We start from the raw sequence: 17,188 nt of genomic DNA, 5'->3' as shown, positions 1-17,188 counted from the left end.
GGATATAAAGATATCTTTATATCCGTCAAGCAACTTGTTCGCGCTTTGCCCCTATGGCAGGCGCGGGACAGGGGGCTGTGGAATCGTTGCAAGAGGCCGTTTAGATGCGCATTTTCGTCACCATCGCCGCCGCCGCGCTGCTGGCAGGGTGCGCCACCACGCAGAAAAGCGCCGCGACCGATCTGGAAGCATCCGGGCCGCGCGATCCGCTGGAAGGCTTCAACCGCGCCGTCTGGGGCTTCAACCAGACGCTCGACAAGGTGGCGATGAAGCCGGTTTCGACCGTCTATCGCACCATCACCCCGCGCGCGGCGCGGCGCGGCATCCTGCACGTCTTCGATAACCTCACCGAGCCATGGTCCTTCGTCAACAACCTGCTGCAGGGCAAGCCCGGCCGGGCGGTGAACAATCTCGGCCGCTTCGTCGTGAACACCACGATCGGCGTCGGCGGCCTCGCCGATCACGCCACCGGCCTCGGCATCAAGCCCGCGCCGGAGGATTTCGGCCAGACGCTGGCGGCGTGGGGCGTGAAGAGCAGCACCTATATCGTCCTGCCGCTGTTCGGCCCCTCCACGATCCGCGACGGCATCGGCACCGGCGTCGGCATGTTCGCCGATCCGGTGAACATCTGCCTGCGCGAATGCACCGACCTGTCGTGGACCGAACGGATGATTCCCGATGTGGTGAATCTGGTGAGCATCCGCGCCAACCTGACGGAAACGGGCGCCGATACCCTGCTCAACACCAGCCTCGATCCCTATGCGACCGCGCGTTCGGCCTATTTCCAGCGCCGCGCGGCGGAAATCGCCGATCAGGCGGGCGACGCCGGATCGGCCAGCGACGCGGACGTCGATGCCGCGATCAAGGAACTGGATTCGGATACGCCCACAGCCGATGCGCCGAATCCCGATTCCGCGCCGGCCGAGGACGAACCGGCCGCCACCCCTGCCCCGCAACCCACGGAGCAACCACAGGAAGAGCCGGCCGCGCCGCCGCAGCCATCCTCGTCCGATCTTAACCTGAAATGATCAGTCTACCGGAACAAGAGAGATTGCGCCGCCGCATCGAACCCGATAAAGGGGGCATCGCTGGTTTCGGGGGAAACACGCCTTGATCTGTGATTAAGCGGCGTCCACGCATCCATCAGCTATTGCCACCTGGAGGGTTTAGCCCATGAAGAAGATCGTTGTTCTCTCGCTCGCCGCCGTCGCTTCGTTCGGCCTCGCCGCCTGCAGCAAGCAGGAGCCGGCTGCCTCGAACGAGACCGAAGTCACCAACGAAGTCGCCGACGTGAACGCGACTGTCGAAGAAGCCGTGACCGACGTGAACGCGACCGCCGAGAACGCCGTTGCGGACATCAACGCCGCGGCCGAGAACGCCACGAACGCCGTCGAGAACGCCACCAACGCGCAGTAATGCCGTTGGGGACGTTGCGCGCGCCATAACGCGCGCACGGTTCCGGGATCAGGGGCCGCGCCTCGCACGAGGTTGCGGCCCCTTTTCTTTGCCCCTCCCACATCCCGGCCCGGCCGCCGGCCGCCGGCGATTTTGCGTCCGGCGCCAATCGCGATACTATTCCGGTTCCTGACCATTTTCCCGGAGCCGGCGCCATGATGCGGACGAAGTGGATGTCGATGCTGGCGGCGATCGCCGCGATCGGCCCGCTCAGCGCCTGCGGGCGCCCCTCCCCCGACAACGCGCAGGTCAACACCGATCCGGCCGCCACCGAAATCGAGAGCGTCCCCGCCGACGGCCTCGTCGCGCCCGCCAACATGGCCGAGGACAGCGAGAGCAGCCAATCTTCCGACAACGGCTATTGAGGAACGGCGCCGGCCGAGCCGACCGGCGGGCAGCCGTCACTCTCTGAAGGCATAGAAAAAGGGCCGGGGATCGCTCCCCGGCCCTTTCCTTTGCCGTTCGGCTGGAAGCGTGGACTTAGAAGTCCATGCCACCCATGCCGCCCATGCCACCCGGCATCGCCGGGGCGGGCTTGTCGTCCGGCAGCTCGGCGATCGTCGCCTCGGTGGTGATCAGCAGGCCGGCGACCGAGGCCGCGTCCTGGAGCGCCGTGCGCACCACCTTGGTGGGATCGATCACGCCGGCAGCCACGAGGTTCTCGTAGGTGTCGGTCGCGGCGTTGAAGCCCTTGGTCTCGTCATTCTCGCGGAGCAGGTTGCCGGAGACGACGGCGCCGTCATGGCCGGCATTCTGGGCGATCTGACGAAGCGGGGTCTGGATCGCCTTGCGGATGATGTCCACACCACGGGTCTGGTCGTCATTCGCGCCCTTCAGGCCTTCGAGAGCCTTGGTGGCGTAGAGGAGAGCCGTGCCGCCGCCGGGAACGATGCCTTCCTCGACAGCCGCGCGGGTGGCGTGGAGGGCGTCGTCGACGCGATCCTTGCGCTCCTTCACCTCGACCTCGGTCGCACCGCCGACCTTGATGACGGCGACGCCGCCGGCCAGCTTCGCCAGACGTTCCTGGAGCTTCTCGCGATCATAATCGGAGGTCGTGATCTCGATCTGCTTGCGGATCGCTTCCACGCGGCCCTTGATCGCATCGGCATCACCGGCGCCATCGACGATGGTGGTGTTGTCCTTGTCGATCGTGACGCGCTTGGCGGTGCCGAGCATGCCGACGGTGACGTTCTCGAGCTTGATGCCGAGATCTTCCGAGATCAGCTCGCCCTTGGTGAGGATCGCGATGTCCTCGAGCATCGCCTTGCGGCGATCGCCGAAGCCCGGCGCCTTGACGGCCGCGACCTTCAGGCCGCCGCGCAGCTTGTTGACGACGAGCGTGGCGAGAGCCTCGCCCTCGATGTCCTCGGCGATGATGAGGAGCGGACGGCCCGACTGCACCACCGCTTCCAGGATCGGAAGCATCGACTGCAGGTTGGACAGCTTCTTCTCATGGATCAGGATGTAGGGGTCGTTAAGCTCGACCTGCATCTTTTCCGGGTTGGTGATGAAGTAGGGCGAGAGGTAGCCGCGATCGAACTGCATGCCTTCGACGACGTCCAGCTCGAATTCGAGGCCCTTGGCTTCCTCGACGGTGATCACGCCTTCCTTGCCGACCTTCTCCATCGCTTCCGCGATCTTCTGGCCGACTTCGGTGTCGCCATTGGCCGAGATGATGCCGACCTGGGCGACTTCGTTCGATCCGGCGACCGGCTTCGAACGCTTGGCCAGATCCTCGACGACCTTGGCGACGGCGAGATCGATGCCGCGCTTCAGATCCATCGGGTTCATGCCGGCCGCGACCGACTTCATGCCTTCACGCACGATCGCCTGGGCGAGCACGGTGGCGGTGGTGGTGCCGTCGCCGGCGACGTCGTTGGTCTTCGAGGCGACCTCGCGGACCATCTGGGCGCCCATATTCTCGAACTTGTCCTTCAGTTCGATTTCCTTGGCGACAGAAACGCCGTCCTTGGTGATGCGCGGCGCGCCGAACGACTTGTCGATCACGACGTTGCGGCCCTTCGGACCCAGCGTCACCTTCACCGCATCGGCAAGGATATCGACACCGCGCAGGATGCGTTCACGCGCGTCGCGCGAAAACTTGACGTCTTTCGCTGCCATGTTCTTGTTCCTCTAGCTTATCTGAATTGGAATTCTGGTCGGTCGGGCGATCGGCTCAGGCGATGATGCCCAGGATGTCCGATTCCTTCATGATCAGCAGGTCTTCGCCGTTCACGCGGACCTCGGTGCCCGACCACTTGCCGAACAGGATGCGATCGCCGGCCTTCACGTCGAGCGGGGTCACCTTGCCGTCCTCGGCCTTGGCACCGGCGCCGGCGGCGACGACTTCGCCTTCCTGCGGCTTTTCCTTGGCGGTATCGGGAATGATGATGCCACCGGCCGTCTTCTCCTCGGCCTCGACACGACGAACCAGCACACGATCGTGCAGCGGACGGAAATTCATTGCGCGTCACCCTTTCTAGTCTTGCGGCTCGCCGATCCTCCCCGTGGTCGGACAGCGGCGGCGCGCTGGGAACGAATGATCTGTTAGCACTCCCCATTGGCGAGTGCCAGCCGCCATATTGGAGCCGACCCGAAAACCGTCAAGCGTGGCCGGGACGAAATTTTCGCTTTCCGCCGCGATCCGGGGCGGCGGCGCGACGATCGCCCTTTCATGCGGCCGCCGAACAGGATAGCCCCTGCATGTTTCAGCATGGGGACGATGATGCAGTTGCTGCGCGGATTGTGGAAAATCCTGGTCGGCGTGAAGGATGCGCTGGTCCTGCTTTTCATGCTGATCTTCTTCGGCGGGCTCTATGCCCTCCTGTCCGCCACGCCCAAGCCCGCGACGGCGACCAGCGGCGCGCTGGTCCTCGATCTCAGGGGCACGCTCGTCGAGCAGCCGGCCCAGCCCGGCACGATCGACACGCTGACCGGCGGCAACCCCGCCAGCCGCGAATACCGCCTGCGCGATATCGTGCGCGCGCTGGATGGCGCGGCGCGCAATCCCTCGATCAAGGCGGTGGTGCTCGATCTCGATCGCTTCGCCGGCGGCGGACAGGCGACGCTTGCCGCCGCGGCCAAGGCGATCGACGGCGTCCGCGCCGCGAACAAGCCCGTGCTCGCTTATGCGACAGGCTATACCGACGACAGCTACCAGCTTGCCGCCCATGCCAGCGAGGTGTGGGTCGATCCCTTCGGCGCGGTGCTGCTCACCGGCCCCGGCGGATCGCGGCTCTATTACAAGGGGCTGCTCGACAGGATCGGTGTCCAGACCAAGGTCTATCGCGTCGGCCAGTTCAAATCGGCGGTCGAACCCTATACCCGCACCGATCAGTCGCCCGAGGCGCGGGCCGCCAACCAGGCGCTGGTCGACAGCCTCTGGGGGACCTGGCAGGCGGACGTGCAGCGCGCACGCCCCCGCGCGCAGCTCGCAACCTATATCGCCGATCCCGAACAGGCCCTGGCCAAGGCCGGCGGCGATATCGCCAAGGCGGCGCTGGGCGCCGGGCTGGTGGACAAGGTGGGCGATCGCGTGGAATTCGGCCGGCGGATCGCCCAGATCGCGGGCGAGGCCGGCGATCGCGAGGCCGGCGCCTTCAAGGCGATTCCGCTGGAAGGCTGGCTCGCGGCCAACCCGGAAAATGCGAGCGGCCAGATCGGCGTCGTCACCATCGCCGGCGAGATCGTCGACGGCGAGGCGGCACCCGGCCGGGCCGGCGGCGATACCATCGCCAAGCTGATCCTGAACGAACTCGCCAGGAACCGGATCAAGGCGCTGGTGGTGCGCGTCGATTCGCCCGGCGGATCGGTCACGGGCTCCGAACGGATCCGGGAAGCGATCCTGGAGGCCAAGCGCAAGAAGCTGCCCGTGGTCGTCTCGATGGGCACCTATGCGGCATCCGGCGGCTATTGGGTCTCCACGCCGGGCGACTTCATCTTCGCGGAACCGGCCACCGTTACCGGATCGATCGGCGTGTTCGGCCTGCTGCCCAATTTCGCGGGCACGCTCTCCAAGGTCGGCCTGTCGGTGGATGGGGTGAAGACGACGCCGCTATCGGGCGAGCCCGATCTGCTGCGCGGCACCTCGCCCGAATTCGATCGGCTGATGCAGGCCGGGATCGACGATATCTACCGCCGCTTCACCGGCCTCGTCGCGCAATCGCGCAACCTGCCCGTTGCCCGCGTGGACGAGATCGGCCAGGGCCGGGTCTGGTCCGGCAGCACCGCCGTCGGCCTCCGCCTCGTCGACAAGACCGGCGGGTTGAGCGACGCCATTGCCGAGGCCGCGCGCCGGGCGAAGATCGATCCCGCCAAGGCCCGGCCGCTCTATATCGAACGCGCGCCCAGCCTCATCAGCCAGTTCCTCGCCGGACTGGTGCAGAGCGAGGAGCAGGCCGATGCGCCGCGCGATGCCTATAGCCGCATCGCCCGCCTGCCCGAACAGCAGATGCTGCGCGCCTTCCATGATCTGAAGGCGATGGCGGAAGGGCCGGCCATCCAGGTGCGCTGCCTCGAATGCCCCATTGCCGTTACCCCCGCGCCCCGCGCCCGTGGCGGCCTGATGGAGGCGCTGCTCATGAAGCTGGGTCTGGAACGGCTCGTCCTCTGATTGCGCCGGATCGGCCGCTCCAGCTTTTGTTTGCCGCGATTTCTTAGAGAGCCTCTCTAGCCGCGGCGATAGGCGGGCAGCCCCAGCCCGCGGGCGATGGCGAGGGCACGGAGCGCGAAACCCGCGACAGCGCCCGCGCCCCAGGCGATCGGCAGTGATGCCCCGAGCAGGGTGAGCACGACGAACAGCCCCGCCGCCAAGGCGGCGGCGGTCACGTAGATTTCGGGCCGGAGCAGGATGGAAGGCTCGCCGGCCAGCACATCGCGGATGATGCCGCCGCAACAGCCCGTCACTACCCCCATCATCGCCGCGGCAAGCGGCGGGACGCCGAAGGCCAGCGCCTTGGACGCGCCATAGACCGCATAGGCCGCCAGCCCCACCGCGTCGAACCAGTCCAGCGCGCGCGGGCGCCACCAGCGCGACGGCGTCAGCCACACCAGCCCCGCCATCACCAGGCACACCGCCAGCGCCGGATTGTCCTGCATCCAGAAGACGGGCGCGCCGATCAGCAGATCGCGCAGCGTGCCGCCGCCCGTGCCGGTGATGACGGCGAAGAAGGCGAAGGTCACCAGCGTCTGCCGCGCGCGTGCCGCCGCCAGCGCGCCGGAAGCGGCGAACACCGCGATGCCGGCAAGGTCCAGCCACTCGGGCGCCTGGTCGAGGATCGGGGCGTGGATCGACATGGTGGCTCCGAATGGGTCTGGCTGATCGTTAGACGAACAGGGGGCATTCCGTCATGCTGAACTTGCCCCCTCCCCGCCCGATGCCGCGATTGCCGGCACCCGGCGGGACGATATGAAAAAAGGGCCGCCCACCTCCCGGTCGACGGCCCCTTTCCCGAAAATGTCCGGTCGGATCAGTAGCGGTAATGATCCGGCTTGAACGGGCCTTCCGGCGTCACGCCGATATAGGCCGCCTGCTTCGGGGTGAGCTTGGAAAGCTTCACGCCCAGCTTCTCGAGGTGGAGCGCGGCCACCTTCTCGTCGAGATGCTTCGGCAGCACATAGACCTCGTTCTTATATTCGTCCGACTTGGTCCACAGCTCGATCTGGGCCAGCACCTGGTTGGTGAAGCTGGAGGACATGACGAAGCTGGGATGGCCGGTGGCGCAGCCCAGGTTCACCAGGCGCCCCTTGGCCAGCACGATGATCTTCTTGCCGTCGGCGAACTGGACCTCGTCCACCTGCGGCTTGATCTCCGTCCACTTCATGTTGTTGAGGCCGGCGATCTGGATCTCGCTGTCGAAGTGGCCGATGTTGCACACGATCGCCATGTTCTTCATCGCGCGCATGTGATCGACGGTGATGACGTCCTCATTGCCCGTCGCGGTGACGAAGATGTCGGCGCGGGTCGCGGCCTCCTCCATCGTCACGACTTCATAGCCTTCCATCGCCGCCTGCAGCGCGCAGATCGGGTCGATCTCGGTCACCAGCACGCGCGCGCCGCCGTTGCGGAGCGAGGCGGCCGAACCCTTGCCGACATCGCCGAAGCCGGCGACGCAGGCGACCTTGCCGGCCAGCATCACGTCGGTGGCGCGGCGGATGGCGTCGACCAGCGATTCCTTGCAGCCGTAGAGATTGTCGAACTTCGACTTGGTGACGCTGTCGTTCACGTTGATCGCCGGGAAAGGCAGCTTGCCCTTCTTCGCCAGCTCATAAAGGCGGTGGACGCCGGTGGTCGTCTCTTCCGAAACGCCCTTGATGGCCTTGACCGTCTCGGTCAGGTAGCCGGGGCGTTCCGCCAGGAAGCGCTTGAGCGTCGCGACGAAGATTTCCTCTTCCTCGTTGGACGGGGTGAACAGCGCCTCGCCCGCCTCGACGCGCGCGCCCCACAGCGCGAACATGGTGGCGTCGCCGCCATCGTCCAGGATCATGTTGGTGGTGGTATCGCCCCAGTCGAAGATGCGGATCACATAATCCCAATATTCCTCCAGCGTCTCGCCCTTCACGGCGAAGACGGGGATGCCCTGCGCGGCGATGGCGGCGGCGGCGTGATCCTGGGTGGAGAAGATGTTGCACGAGGCCCAGCGGACCTCGGCGCCCAGATGCACCAGCGTCTCGATCAGCACCGCCGTCTGGATCGTCATGTGCAGCGAACCGGTGATCCGCGCGCCCTTCAGCGGCTGCGACGGGCCATATTCCTTGCGCAGCGCCATGAGGCCCGGCATCTCGGTTTCGGCGATCTCGATCTCCTTGCGGCCGAATGCGGCGAGCGAGATGTCGTGGACCAGATAATCGGTGAAGCTTTCGGCAGGCAGGGTCGCCACGTCGGTTCTCCTTGGGGGGGACACGGGTACTACCGCGCGGGAAAATGGCGCGCGGAACATGACTGCGGCACTTAGCCGGGCCGGCGCCGCAACGCAATTCCAAATATAAAGATTTCTTTATGTCCTGTGGAAACGGCGATCAGGCGTGGCCGATTTCGGGCGCGAGCAGGCGCGCGTCGATCCCGGCATTGGCGAAGGCGCAGGTCCAGCGCTGGTCCACCGCGGTATCGAACAGAACGCCGGGGCTGCCGCCGGTCGCGAACCAGGCATTGCCCGTCATCTCGTCCTCGAGCTGGCCGGGGCTCCACCCGGCATAGCCCAGCGCGACCAGCCAGCGCGAAGGCCCCCTGCCCTCGGCGATGGCGCGCAGCACGTCCAGCGTGGAGGTCAGCGCCCAGCTTTCACCCACCTGCAGCGTATCCTGCCCGCCCCAGTCCAGCCCATGCAGCACGAAGCCGCGCTGCGGCTCCACCGGCCCGCCCACATGGATCGGCACGTCGGGCGCCTCGCCGGGATCGATATCGAGCTGGGCGAGCAGGCTGTGCAGGCGGATGCGCGGCATCAGCTGGCCCACGCCGATGCCCAGCGCCCCTTCCTCGTCATGCGCGCACATCGCGATCACCGCGCGCGAGAATCGGGGGTCGCCCATGCCGGGCAGGGCAAGCAGCAATTGGCCGCTGAGATAGGCTGGCGCATCCATATCCCCAATCTATAGATGGCTGGAGCGGATGGAAGGTGTGCTTTCCACAAGGCGTTCCGAACATGCGCCATGCTTCAAACTGCAATCGCGCTGGCGTAGACCAGCGCGACTCCTGGCTACAGAAGGATGCCGATATGACGATCAAGGCGGGCGACACGCTTCCCGAAACCACCTTCACCAAGCCGACCGAAAGCGGCCCCGAAGCGGTGCAGAGCGCGGATTTCTTCAAGGGCCGCAAGGTCGCGCTCTTCTCCGTGCCGGGCGCCTTCACCCCCACCTGCTCCGCCAAGCATCTGCCGGGCTTCATCGAGAAGGCGGCCGAGCTTAAGGCCAGGGGCGTGGACGAGATCGCCTGCACCGCGGTGAACGACGCCTTCGTGATGGGCGCCTGGAGCAAGAGCGCCGGCGCGGGCGAAGCCGTGACCATGCTGGCGGACGGCAATGGCGATTTCGCCAAGGCGCTGGGCCTCACCATGGACGGCAGCAAGTTCGGCCTCGGCACGCGCGGGCAGCGCTTCTCGATGATCGTGGACGACGGCGTCGTCAGCGTCCTGAATGTCGAGGCGCCGGGCGAGTTCAAGGTGAGCTCGGCCGATTACATGCTCGGCCAGCTTTAAGGCCGCGTCCGGGGGCCGCGCCCGCCCGGCGCGGCCTTCGCTTATATTCGACCACAGCAGACCATAGGAGAAGCCCACATCGCCACCAAAGCCAGCCTCGCCATCGTCGACCAGCTCGACACCCTCTATCAATCCTCCGTCGAAGCGCTGCGCGCGGCACTCGGCCGCTATATCGCCACCGGCGAACGGCCCGACGAGGCCGCCCGCGCGGCGGGTGCCTTCACCTATCCCGAACTGCACCTCCGCTATGACGGATCGACCCGCCATCATCCGCTGCGCGCCTTCGGCCGGCTGACCGCCGCCGGCCATTATGCGGTCTCCGTCACCCAGCCGATGATGTTCCGGGAATATCTGGCCGAGCAGATCGACCTGCTGGTCGCCGATTTCGGCGCCGAGATCGAGGTTTCGCGCGGGCGCCAGGAAATCCCCTATCCCTACGTGCTCGATGCCGGCGTCGACCTTGCCGACGCGGCGGCGGCCGAGCTTGCCCGCGTGTTCCCGTCCAACGACCTCATCCATATCGGCGACGAGGTGGTGGACGGCCTGTGGCAGGGCGAAGGCGGCGAGGCCCGCCCGCTGGCGCTGTTCGATGCCCAGCGCGTCGATTTCTCGATCGCCCGGCTGCGCCATTATACCGGCACGCCGACGCAGCATGTGCAGAACTACATCCTGTTCACCAACTATCACCGCTATGTCGATGAATTCGTGCGCTGGGCCTGCACGCAGCTATCGGATGACGGCCCCTATCGGCTGCTGAGCTGCTCGGGCGGGCTGGAGCTTACGGCGGCCAATGCCGATCCCGATCGCGCCATCACCGACAGCGCCTGGCGGCGGCATCAGATGCCGGCCTACCACCTCGTCGGCCCCAACCGATCGGGCATCACCCTGGTCAATATCGGCGTCGGCCCGTCCAACGCCAAGACGATCACCGATCACCTCGCGGTGATGCGGCCGGAGGCCTGGCTGATGATCGGCCATTGCGGCGGCCTGCGCCCGTCGCAGCGGATCGGCGATTATGTGCTGGCCCACGCCTATCTGCGCGACGATCATGTGCTGGACGACGTGCTGCCGCCGGAAATACCGATCCCGGCCATTGCCGAGGTGCAGCAGGCGCTGAGCGCGGCGGCCGAGACGGTTTCGGGCGAGCCGGCCGAGCAGTTGAAGCGGCGCCTGCGCACCGGCACCGTCGTCACCACCGACGATCGCAACTGGGAACTGCGCTACACGCGATCGGCGCTGCGCTTCAACCAGAGCCGGGCGGTGGCGATCGACATGGAATCGGCCACGCTCGCGGCCCAGGGCTATCGCTTCCGCGTGCCCTACGGCACCCTGCTCTGCGTGTCGGACAAGCCGATTCATGGCGAGATCAAGCTGCCCGGCCAGGCCAACCGCTTCTACGAGCGCGCGATCAGCGAGCATCTGCGGATCGGCATCGCCGCGATCGACGAGCTGCGCCGCACCGGCGATCGCCTCCACAGCCGCAAGCTGCGGGCGTTCAACGAGCCGCCGTTCCGCTAAACGCGGCATCGCCACCGGAAAGGGCGAGAGGGAGAGAAAGCGAAATCGCGTTCGCCCTCTCATGCCCGCCATCCCCTTGCCACCCGGTGGCGGCCGATCTAGCCGATGGTCCACCGGCGCGGATCATGAGGCCGGATAAGGGGGAAGAGGCCGGCATGCGCAAATGGGGCGAAAACGACATTCCCGATCTGTCGGGCAAGCGGGTGCTGATCACCGGCGCCGCCAGCGGCATCGGCTTCGAAGCGGCCAGGGCGCTCGCCCGGCGCGATGCCGAGATACTGGCGGTCGACCGGAACGAGCAACTGGGCCGGACGATCGCCGATCGCATCAGGACATCGAAGGCCGATGCGAAGCTCGAATTCCGGATGCTCGATCTCAGCCGCCTTCAGGCCGTGAAGGATTTCGCCGCGTCGCTCGCGGCGGAAGGCAGGCCGATCGACATCCTCGTCAACAATGCGGGCATCCAGCCGATCAGCGAGCGGCGGACGAGCGGCGACGGATTCGAGCTGACCTTCGCGATCGGCCATCTCGGCCATTTCACCCTGACGGGCCTGCTGCTCCCCCTGCTGAACGCCGCCCCGGCCCCGCGCGTGGTGACGGTATCGAGCCTGGTGCACGGCCAGGGGCGGTTCAACTGGAACGACCTTCAGATCGAGCGCGGCTACCGCGCCCAGCGCGCCTATAACCAGACCAAGCTTGCCAACCTGCTTTTCGCGCGCGAATTCCAGCGCCGGATCGATCAGGCCGGCAGCAATATCAAAAGCATCGCCGTGCATCCCGGCGTGGCGCAGACATCGATCGGCGCCAATCGCAAGCAGCTGGGCAAGTTCCGGCTGGCCGATCATTTCATCAGCTCGATCCTGTCGGTGGTGATGCCCTATCTCGGGCAACCGGCATCGGCAGGCGCGCTGCCGACGCTCTATGGCGCCACCGCTCCAGACGCCGAAGGCGGGGGATTCTACGGGCCGGGCGGCTTCGGCGGGATGAAGGGCGCGCCCGCGCCGGCCACGATCAAGCCTTCGGGGCAGGACATGGCAGCCGCGGGAAAATTGTGGGGCATTACGGAGGAGCTGACGGGCGTCCGCTTCCAGCTCTGATCCGGCAGCGGCCTCGCGTCCTCAGGCCGCCAGCCGCGCCGAATCGAAATGGGTCCGGGCGGCCTGCAATTCCTCCAGATTGTCCTTGGTCCACTGGCAGATCACGCTCGCGGCGGAAAGGAAGGTGCGGCCAAGCCCGGTCAGCGCATATTCCACCTGCGGCGGGGCGGTGGGCAGCACGCTGCGGTCGACCATGCCGTGCCGCTCCAATCCGCGCAGGGTCTGGGTCAGCATCTTCTGGCTGATCGGGCTGGCCCGCCGCTTCAGCTCGGAAAAGCGCATGGCGCCCTCGCCCAGCGTATAGACCAGCAGCAGCGTCCATTTGTCGCCCACCAGATCCATGATCTCCAGCGTCAGCGCGGGAAAATCATCCTGCATCGCTCATCCGTCCCCATGGTTTCCATTTGGATACCAAGCGCCGCGAAGGTGCGTGGTTGCCATTGGTTTGTGCGTATCATAGCCTCCGTAAAAATACGAACTATTGCGTTTGGAGAGGTCATTTGATCGACTTTGCGGGAAAGATCGCGCTGGTAACGGGCGGCGGCGTCGGTATCGGCCGCGCCACGGCGGAAGCCTTCGCCAAGGCGGGGGCCACCGTCGTCACGATCGAGAAGGATGCCGACCGCGCGGCCGACGTGCGCGCGGCGCTGGGCGACGGGCATCTGGTGGTGGAAGGCGACGTCACGGTCCAGGCCGATGTCGATGCGCTGGCCAGGGCGATCGACGACCGGTTCGGCGGGCTGGACGTGCTGGTCAACAATGTCGGCGACTTCCTGATGATCGTGAAGCGCTTCGAGGATCATACCGACGAGGATATCGAGCGCCTCTACGCCACCAACATGCGGCAGATCTTCTCGGTGACGCGCGCGATGATCCCGCTGATCCGCAAGCGCGGGGCCGGCGGCAGCATCATCAGCGTATCCTCGATCGAGGGCTTTCGCGGCATCCCGTTCAACAGCGTCTATTCGGCGTTCAAGACGGGCATCACCGGCTTCACCAAGAGCCTGGCGCTCGACCTCGCGCCCGACGGCATCCGCGTGAACCTGATCGCGCCCGAGACGACCGATACGCCGCAGGTGGCGATCAGCCAGTATATCAAGCCGGAATATAAGGATCATCTGAAGCAGTGGATTCCGCTCGGCCGCTTCGGCACGCCGGAGGACATGGCGGGCGGCATCCTGTTCCTGGCGAGCCCGCTGGCCGCCTGGATGACGGGCGCGGCGCTCAACGTCGATGGCGGGGCGCTGGCGGCGGCCGGCTGGTATCGCACGGCCGAGGGCAAGTGGACCAACGTGCCGGTGATCCCCACCGACGGCCTGATTTTCTGATTTCCTGAACAAATCCCCGGAGAAAGACCATGAAGATCCTCGTTGTCGGCGGTGCCGGCATGATCGGCGGCCACGCCGCGCTCCACCTCAAGTCCAAGGGCCATGACGTCAGCATCGCCGGCCGCACCCCGCCGACCCCCGGCACCCCGCTGGGCGAGCTGCCGTTCATCAAGGTCGACTATATCAACGACACCAGCTTCCCGGCCGGCTTCGACGCGCTGGTGTTCTGCGCCGGGCAGGACGTTCGCCACATCCCGGAAGGCGAGGATAACGAGACCTATTGGAAGAAGGTCAACTCCGTGGCGGTGCCGCGCTTCTTCCAGCTCGCCAGGGATGCGGGCGTAAAGGTCGCCGTCAACGTCGGCAGCTTCTATCCGCAGGCCGCGCCCCACCTCGTCGCCGGCAACCGCTATGTCGAATCGCGCAAGGAAAGCTGCGAAGGCATCCGCGCGCTCAACGGGACGGGCTTCCGCACCCTGAGCGTCAACGCGCCGTTCGTCGTCGGCACGGTGCCCGGCCTCGTCGTGCCGATGTTCGTCGCCTATACCCAATATGCGCAGGGCAAGTTCGCGCCCATGCCGGAATTCGCGCCGGGCGGCGGCGTCAACTTCATCTCCACCCAGTCGCTGGCCGAGGCGGTCGAAGGCGCGCTCGAACGCGGCGAAGGCGGCAAGGCCTATCTGGTCGGCGACGAGAACCTCTCCTACCAGCAATATTTCGGCTTCTTCTTCCAGGCCGCCGGGCGGGATGTGCCGCCGGTGCTGGATCAGGAGCATCCGATGCTGCCCGACGCCGCGATCTTCGCCGGCCGCGGCAACGACCTGTTCTACGAACCCGACGCCGCCGAGACCGCGACGCTCGGCTATCGCCGCAACGACATCCAGCGCACGGTCAACCAGATCGTCGCCCAATATAAGGACATGTAAGGCCATGGCGGGGCGGTTCGCCGGCAAGGTGGCGCTGGTCACCGGGGCCAGCGGCGGGATCGGGGCGGCCAGCGCCGTCCGGCTCGCCGCCGAAGGGGCGGTCGTGGTCTGCCACGGCCGCGACGAGGGGCGGACCGCGGCCGCCGCGGATGCCATCCGCAAGGCCGGCGGCACCGCCCATGTCGTGATCGGCACGCTCACCGGCGATGCCGAGGCGGCGGCGATCGTCGATGCGACGCGGGCGGCGGCGGGCGATGTCGACATCCTCGTCAACAATGCCGGCGGGGAATCGGCCGGCGGCGGCATGGCCGGCTGGTTCGAGGCGAGCGCCGAGGACTGGCTGGCGACCTACGATTCCAACGTCGCCTCGATGGTGCGGCTGATCCACGCCTTCACCCCCGCGATGCGGGACAAGGGCTGGGGCCGGCTGATCCAGATGTCCAGCGGCGTGGTGGACGTGCCGATGCCGATGATCCCCGATTATCAGGGCGCCAAGGCCGCGATCCGGGCGCTGACCGTCAGCCTTTCCAAGGCGCTGGCCCGCACCGGAATCACCGCCAACAGCATCAGCCCCGGCTTCGTGCTGACCGACACAAACCGCAAATGGGTGGCGGCGATGGCCGAGCGCAGCGGCGTCACCGGCGACTGGAGCGAGGTGGAACGCTGGGCCGCGCGCAAGTTCGTGCCCAACCATGCCGGCCGCCTCGGCAAGCCGGAGGATATCGCCAACGCCGTCGCCTTCCTGGCCGATCCCGCATCCGATTTCGTGAACGGCATCGATATCCGGGTGGACGGCGGACACTAGGCTGCGGGGGACGGATCGGCGCCGCGCTCCGAAATCCGGCGGCAAGCAAAAGCCGGGAGGAATAAGCGGGCCGCCTCCGGGGCAACCCGCTCATCCTTCAGGACGCTCCGAAACCGGGATGATATTCGACCCGGCCCTCCGGCGCGGGATCGACGAATGCGATCCGCATGAAATAAGCGGCGGGCGCGCCGTCATAATATAGGGCTTCGTCCCTTTCGAAGCCGAAGCGCCGATAATATGCGGGCTCGCCCAGCACCACGCAGCAGCCGGCGCCCTGCCGCCGAAGCTCTTCGAGCCCCGCGCGGATCAGGGCGCCGCCGATGCCGGCCCTTTGCCGATCGGGGCGGACGGCCACGGGGCCGAGCCCGAACCAGCCCCCTTCCCGCCCGTCGATGGTGACGGGGGAAAAGGCGGCATGGCCCGCGATCCGGCCGTCATCGTCGACCGCGACCAACGACAGGGCGAGCGCCCCGGCATCCCGCAGCGCGGAGATGATCGCGGGCTCGGTCCCGTCGCTATGATCCACGCCGGCGAAGGCGTCGGCGGTGATCCGGGCGATCGCGGCATGATCCTGCGGCTGTTCCTTGCGGATGATCATCCCCTGCCTCCTGCTATCGGTTATCGGGTTGCGATCGCACCGAGCGCCTGCCCAGTTCGGAAATGCGATAGGGGCTCGATTCCCTGGATTCGATCAGCCGCTTGCGCCGCAGTTTCCTGAATATGCCCAGGGTGCAATCGGAAAGAACATGGCCGTCCCGCGTGAAGCAGAGGACGTCGGCGATCCGCCCCCGTTCGTCATGGCGATGACGAATGAAGCCGCCTTGAGCCAGCACGTGAAGCACGCGCTGCTCGTATCGTGAAATGTTCATTATAAGCTCGTGGATAGAACCGCACGGATGACAACCCAGGACGCGCGAAGGCGCACCCGGACGATCGTTGTCGGCAGTCTCGGTCGGCCGAGACGTCAGGCGGTTTGCACAAGCTCCAACATGAAACCCGCCCATACGACGTGGTTTCCGGCCATGTCAAACGCAGGGAGGACGGGCTCGCGCCGATGACATGACGGCGGGCGCGGCGCGCGCTATCGTCCGCCGCCATGACCGAAACCGATACGCATTCCGCCCATCCCGCCGCCGATATCGCCGCCGACATGCCCGCCCGGGTGCTGATCGTGGAGGACGATGCCGGCATGCGCGTGCTGCTGGTGCGCGCGCTTCATGGCGAAGGGATCGAGGCGATCGGCGCGCGGGACGAGAATGAGGCCTGGCCGCTGCTGGATGCCGGCGGCATCGATCTGGTGATGTTGGACGTGATGCTGCCGGGCCGATCGGGGCTGGACATGCTGGACGACATCCGCGCGCGCCATCCCATCCTGCCCGTCATCATGGTGAGCGCGCTGGGCGGCGAGGCGGACCGGATCGCGGGGCTGGATCGCGGCGCCGACGATTATGTCGCCAAGCCGTTCAGCCGGGGCGAACTGCTCGCCCGCGTTCGCGCCGCGCTCCGCCGGGCGCGGGCGCCCGTGGTCGCCGATATGCCGCGCGGCGACATCGCCCGCTTCGCCGGCTGGACGCTGGACCTGCGCCGCCGCACGCTCACCGCGCCGGACGGCACCGCCGTCGAGCTTTCCGGCGCGGAGCATGATTTGCTGGCGATCCTGGTACAGCACCCCCATCGCGTGATCGGCCGCGAGCGGCTGCTGGAGCTTTCCCGCGCGCGGCGCGCCCAGGCATCGGACCGCAGCATCGACGTGCTCGTCAGCCGCCTGCGCCGCAAGCTCGGCGATTCGGATCAGGGCGACACGCTGATCCGCACCGTGCGGGGCCGGGGCTATATGCTGGCGGCGGACGTGACCCGATCCTGA

Annotated in this window: 19 protein-coding genes; 11 read left to right on the top strand and 8 right to left on the bottom strand. The window is 66.8% G+C overall.

Annotation, left to right across the window (positions count from 1 at the left end; genetic code table 11):
• Positions 1 to 104 precede the first annotated feature (104 nt).
• The 3 genes from BHE75_RS07695 to BHE75_RS07685 all read left to right on the top strand — a co-directional run bounded on the left by BHE75_RS07695 (position 105) and on the right by BHE75_RS07685 (position 1,820).
• The gene (locus BHE75_RS07695; protein ID WP_070933524.1) at positions 105 to 1,028 is read left to right on the top strand and encodes an MlaA family lipoprotein; all 924 of its coding nucleotides are present in this window, start codon (positions 105 to 107) and stop codon (positions 1,026 to 1,028) included.
• 145 nt (positions 1,029 to 1,173) lie between these two features.
• Positions 1,174 to 1,416, top strand: a complete 243-nt coding sequence (locus tag BHE75_RS07690; protein ID WP_015459993.1) for a hypothetical protein — start codon at positions 1,174 to 1,176, stop codon at positions 1,414 to 1,416.
• Positions 1,417 to 1,610: 194 nt separating this feature from the next.
• On the top strand, positions 1,611 to 1,820 hold the full coding sequence (locus BHE75_RS07685) for a hypothetical protein (protein ID WP_015459992.1): 210 nt from the start codon (positions 1,611 to 1,613) through the stop codon (positions 1,818 to 1,820).
• Between the two features lie 115 nt (positions 1,821 to 1,935).
• Here the strand turns inward: BHE75_RS07685 and groL are convergent, their stop codons facing one another.
• Together groL and groES are read right to left on the bottom strand one after the other, a co-directional pair.
• Positions 1,936 to 3,576, bottom strand: a complete 1,641-nt coding sequence (gene groL, locus BHE75_RS07680; protein ID WP_015459991.1) for a chaperonin GroEL — start codon at positions 3,574 to 3,576, stop codon at positions 1,936 to 1,938.
• Positions 3,577 to 3,631: 55 nt separating this feature from the next.
• Positions 3,632 to 3,919, bottom strand: coding sequence for a co-chaperone GroES (gene groES, locus BHE75_RS07675; protein WP_015459990.1), 288 nt, complete (start codon positions 3,917 to 3,919; stop codon positions 3,632 to 3,634).
• Positions 3,920 to 4,180: 261 nt separating this feature from the next.
• Between groES and sppA the strand changes: the two genes are divergently transcribed.
• Positions 4,181 to 6,067: a signal peptide peptidase SppA gene (gene sppA, locus BHE75_RS07670; RefSeq protein ID WP_084653469.1), complete on the top strand. Its 1,887-nt coding sequence runs from the start codon at positions 4,181 to 4,183 to the stop codon at positions 6,065 to 6,067.
• 56 nt (positions 6,068 to 6,123) lie between these two features.
• Here sppA and BHE75_RS07665 read toward each other — a convergent pair whose 3' ends face one another.
• The 3 genes from BHE75_RS07665 to BHE75_RS07655 form a co-directional block, all read right to left on the bottom strand.
• Positions 6,124 to 6,750 (bottom strand): trimeric intracellular cation channel family protein, encoded by a 627-nt coding sequence (locus BHE75_RS07665; protein WP_015459988.1) that lies wholly within the window; start codon positions 6,748 to 6,750, stop codon positions 6,124 to 6,126.
• A 173-nt stretch (positions 6,751 to 6,923) separates the two neighbouring features.
• Positions 6,924 to 8,333, bottom strand: coding sequence for an adenosylhomocysteinase (ahcY, locus tag BHE75_RS07660; RefSeq protein ID WP_070933523.1), 1,410 nt, complete (start codon positions 8,331 to 8,333; stop codon positions 6,924 to 6,926).
• 139 nt (positions 8,334 to 8,472) lie between these two features.
• Complete coding sequence (locus BHE75_RS07655) at positions 8,473 to 9,033, bottom strand: YqgE/AlgH family protein (protein WP_015459986.1); 561 nt, start codon at positions 9,031 to 9,033, stop codon at positions 8,473 to 8,475.
• A gap of 134 nt (positions 9,034 to 9,167) precedes the next feature.
• On the opposite strand from BHE75_RS07655, the gene BHE75_RS07650 reads away from it, so the two are divergent.
• From BHE75_RS07650 to BHE75_RS07640, 3 genes are all read left to right on the top strand, one after another.
• Positions 9,168 to 9,650 carry a peroxiredoxin gene (locus BHE75_RS07650; protein ID WP_015459985.1) on the top strand — a complete coding sequence of 161 codons (483 nt, stop codon included), beginning with the start codon at positions 9,168 to 9,170 and terminating at the stop codon, positions 9,648 to 9,650.
• Between the two features lie 78 nt (positions 9,651 to 9,728).
• Positions 9,729 to 11,168, top strand: coding sequence for an AMP nucleosidase (locus tag BHE75_RS07645; protein WP_041864969.1), 1,440 nt, complete (start codon positions 9,729 to 9,731; stop codon positions 11,166 to 11,168).
• Between the two features lie 155 nt (positions 11,169 to 11,323).
• Positions 11,324 to 12,265, top strand: coding sequence for an SDR family oxidoreductase (locus BHE75_RS07640; protein ID WP_070935596.1), 942 nt, complete (start codon positions 11,324 to 11,326; stop codon positions 12,263 to 12,265).
• Between the two features lie 21 nt (positions 12,266 to 12,286).
• On the opposite strand, the gene BHE75_RS07635 is transcribed toward BHE75_RS07640, so the two are convergent.
• Positions 12,287 to 12,643 (bottom strand): winged helix-turn-helix transcriptional regulator, encoded by a 357-nt coding sequence (locus BHE75_RS07635; protein ID WP_015459982.1) that lies wholly within the window; start codon positions 12,641 to 12,643, stop codon positions 12,287 to 12,289.
• 122 nt (positions 12,644 to 12,765) lie between these two features.
• On the opposite strand from BHE75_RS07635, the gene BHE75_RS07630 reads away from it, so the two are divergent.
• The 3 genes from BHE75_RS07630 to BHE75_RS07620 are packed head-to-tail and all read left to right on the top strand — an operon-like array spanning position 12,766 to position 15,324.
• Positions 12,766 to 13,593 carry an SDR family NAD(P)-dependent oxidoreductase gene (locus BHE75_RS07630; RefSeq protein WP_070933522.1) on the top strand — a complete coding sequence of 276 codons (828 nt, stop codon included), beginning with the start codon at positions 12,766 to 12,768 and terminating at the stop codon, positions 13,591 to 13,593.
• A gap of 29 nt (positions 13,594 to 13,622) precedes the next feature.
• On the top strand, positions 13,623 to 14,519 hold the full coding sequence (locus BHE75_RS07625; RefSeq protein ID WP_070933521.1) for an NAD-dependent epimerase/dehydratase family protein: 897 nt from the start codon (positions 13,623 to 13,625) through the stop codon (positions 14,517 to 14,519).
• 4 nt (positions 14,520 to 14,523) lie between these two features.
• A complete protein-coding gene (locus BHE75_RS07620) occupies positions 14,524 to 15,324 on the top strand; it encodes an SDR family NAD(P)-dependent oxidoreductase (protein WP_070933520.1) in 801 nt (266 codons plus the stop codon).
• Between the two features lie 97 nt (positions 15,325 to 15,421).
• On the opposite strand, the gene BHE75_RS07615 is transcribed toward BHE75_RS07620, so the two are convergent.
• Both BHE75_RS07615 and BHE75_RS07610 read right to left on the bottom strand, forming a co-directional pair.
• Positions 15,422 to 15,922 carry a GNAT family N-acetyltransferase gene (locus BHE75_RS07615; protein ID WP_070933519.1) on the bottom strand — a complete coding sequence of 167 codons (501 nt, stop codon included), beginning with the start codon at positions 15,920 to 15,922 and terminating at the stop codon, positions 15,422 to 15,424.
• 13 nt (positions 15,923 to 15,935) lie between these two features.
• The gene (locus BHE75_RS07610; RefSeq protein WP_041864968.1) at positions 15,936 to 16,193 is read right to left on the bottom strand and encodes a YjhX family toxin; all 258 of its coding nucleotides are present in this window, start codon (positions 16,191 to 16,193) and stop codon (positions 15,936 to 15,938) included.
• Between the two features lie 281 nt (positions 16,194 to 16,474).
• Here BHE75_RS07610 and BHE75_RS07605 point away from each other — a divergent pair, with 281 nt between their 5' ends.
• Entirely contained in the window at positions 16,475 to 17,188 is a 714-nt protein-coding gene (locus BHE75_RS07605) for a response regulator transcription factor (RefSeq protein WP_202192052.1), read from the top strand.

The organism is Edaphosphingomonas haloaromaticamans (assembly GCF_001853345.1).
GTDB lineage: Bacteria > Pseudomonadota > Alphaproteobacteria > Sphingomonadales > Sphingomonadaceae > Sphingomonas_E > Sphingomonas_E fennica.
This window is presented reverse-complemented; position numbering and strand designations above follow the sequence as displayed.